Raw genomic sequence first — 1,880 nt, forward strand, 5'->3', positions numbered from 1 at the left:
GGGGGCGGGGACGCCGGGTGCGCGGCGGTGCTGCGGGTGGTGAACAGCTGGCAGGGCGGCTACCAGGGCGAGGTCACCGTGACCAACTCCGGGACGGCGGCCACGCGGGGCTGGAAGGTCGCGCTGACGACCGCGTCCGGCACCACGATCTCCAGCGTGTGGAACGGGACCTACGCCTCGGGGGCGGTGACGAACGCCGCGCACAACGGCGCGCTGGCCCCGGCGGCGAGCGCCGCGTTCGGCCTGACCGGCTCCGGGCAGGCGTCCGGCGTCACGATCACCGGCTGCACGACCTCCTGACGCGATCCGGTGCGGCCGGGGGGAACCCCGGCCGCACCGGGCTACCGCGTCCCGTCCAGCAGCTCGTGCGCGAGGGCGCGGGCGTACTCCTCGGTGGTCCCGGCGATCGAGAACACCACGCGGAAGTGCAGCGGGGCCACGACCCGGTCCAGCACCCGCTCCAGCGACGGGGCCGCCTCGCCGCGCGCGCCCGCCGCGTCCAGCACCGCCTGGAAGCGGGCCGTGGCCCGGCGCAGGCACTCGCGCAGCGCGGCGTGCCGCTCGTCCACGTCCGGGGCGACCTCCGCGCGGAAGAACGCGATCCCTCCGGGGCGCGCCAGGTCGGACAGGGTCCACGCGGCCTGCTCCGCGAGGTCGGCGCGCAGGGCCCCGACGAGGTCGGGCGCGCTGTCGGCGGCCCGCTCGGCGACGTCGGCCAGGAGCGCGCCCAGTCCGCCCCACCGCCGGTAGAGCGTGCTCGCGCTGACCCCGGCCCGCTCGGCGACGGCGGGGATGGTCACCCGGTCCGCGCCGCGCTCGGCGACCAGCTCCACGGCGGCCCGGTGCACCACCGCCCGCACGCGCGCGCTGCGCCCGCCGGGGCGTCGCGCGCGGGTGCTCTCGTCCACCCCGCCACGCTAACGCACCGGGGCGTGAGGGCAGGGCTGTGAAGCGCGGGCTGTGAGCGCAGGGCTGTGAAGCGCGGGCCTGTGAGCGCAGATCCGTGAGCCCTGGTCCGGGAAGCGCGGGCCTGTGAGCCCAGGTCCGTGAAGCCCAGGGGTCGTGAGCCCTGGGCCCGCGCGGGAGTAGCCTCGACTTAAGGCAATGATCACTGCGTTAAGCGAGGGGATCGCCCATGACCACCACCCCGACCGCCCGCGCCCTGGGAGAGCGGTTCCACGCCGCCCTGGTCGCCGGGGACTGGGCCGCGCTCCGCGCGCTCCTGCACCCCGACGCCACCTGGACCCTGCCCGGCGACAACGCCGTGTCCGGGGTCGTCGTCGGGGCCGACGCGATCCTGGAGCGGGTGCGGCTCATCGCCGGGCACGGCGTGTCCTTCGAGCTGCTGCACGTCCTGGTCGGCCGGGAGGACGTGGCCCTGTCGCTGCACAACACCGCGCGCCGCGACGACGCCGTGCTCGACGAGCACCTGTCGGTGGTGTGCCGCCTGCGGGACGGGCGGATCGCGCGGATCGAGACCTACCTGTCCGACGTGCCCGGCATGGACGCCTTCTTCGGCGGGTGACCGGCGCTCGGCCGGCCAGGGGGCTCTCGGCCGGCCAGGGGGCGCTCAGCCGATCCTGGGGACCTCGGCCACCCGGCCGTCGGCGGTCACGAACACGCGCACCCGGTCCTCCCGGTAGTCCAGGGTCACGAACGAGCCCTCCGGCACCACCACGACCTCGCGGCCGGGGTGCTCGGCCCTGATCGCGGCGACCACCTGGTCCGCCGACGCGCCCACCAGCTCCGGCCACTCGCTCCTGCTCACCGCGCCACCCCTCTCCGAGAACACCGACGATCACGGGAGCACCCAGTCTGCTGCACGCCGGGGCCGCGCGCAGCGGGCATCGGCCGATCGGCCGACCCCGTCCGGCCGCCGG

At 76.5% G+C, this 1,880-nt stretch carries 4 protein-coding genes; 2 read left to right on the forward strand and 2 right to left on the reverse strand.

Annotated elements, in window-relative coordinates:
* On the forward strand, positions 1-300 hold a 300-nt coding region (locus tag ACTUAL_RS27910; RefSeq protein WP_440902325.1), incomplete at its 5' end, for a cellulose binding domain-containing protein.
* A 41-nt stretch (positions 301-341) separates the two neighbouring features.
* On the opposite strand, the gene ACTUAL_RS27915 is transcribed toward ACTUAL_RS27910, so the two are convergent.
* Positions 342-908: a TetR/AcrR family transcriptional regulator gene (locus tag ACTUAL_RS27915; protein WP_440902326.1), complete on the reverse strand. Its 567-nt coding sequence runs from the start codon at positions 906-908 to the stop codon at positions 342-344.
* Positions 909-1,135: 227 nt separating this feature from the next.
* Here ACTUAL_RS27915 and ACTUAL_RS27920 point away from each other — a divergent pair, with 227 nt between their 5' ends.
* Complete coding sequence (locus tag ACTUAL_RS27920) at positions 1,136-1,525, forward strand: nuclear transport factor 2 family protein (RefSeq protein ID WP_440902327.1); 390 nt, start codon at positions 1,136-1,138, stop codon at positions 1,523-1,525.
* 45 nt (positions 1,526-1,570) lie between these two features.
* On the opposite strand, the gene ACTUAL_RS27925 is transcribed toward ACTUAL_RS27920, so the two are convergent.
* Positions 1,571-1,768, reverse strand: a complete 198-nt coding sequence (locus ACTUAL_RS27925) for a serine protease inhibitor (protein WP_440902328.1) — start codon at positions 1,766-1,768, stop codon at positions 1,571-1,573.
* Positions 1,769-1,880 lie beyond the last annotated feature (112 nt).

It is taken from the genome of Actinosynnema sp. (assembly GCF_052038725.1).

Excerpts from the sequence above, each read along its gene's own strand:
- ACTUAL_RS27920 (WP_440902327.1), top strand. The coding sequence starts at position 1,136 with ATGACCACCACCCCGACCGCCCGCGCCCTGGGAGAGCGGTTCCACGCC.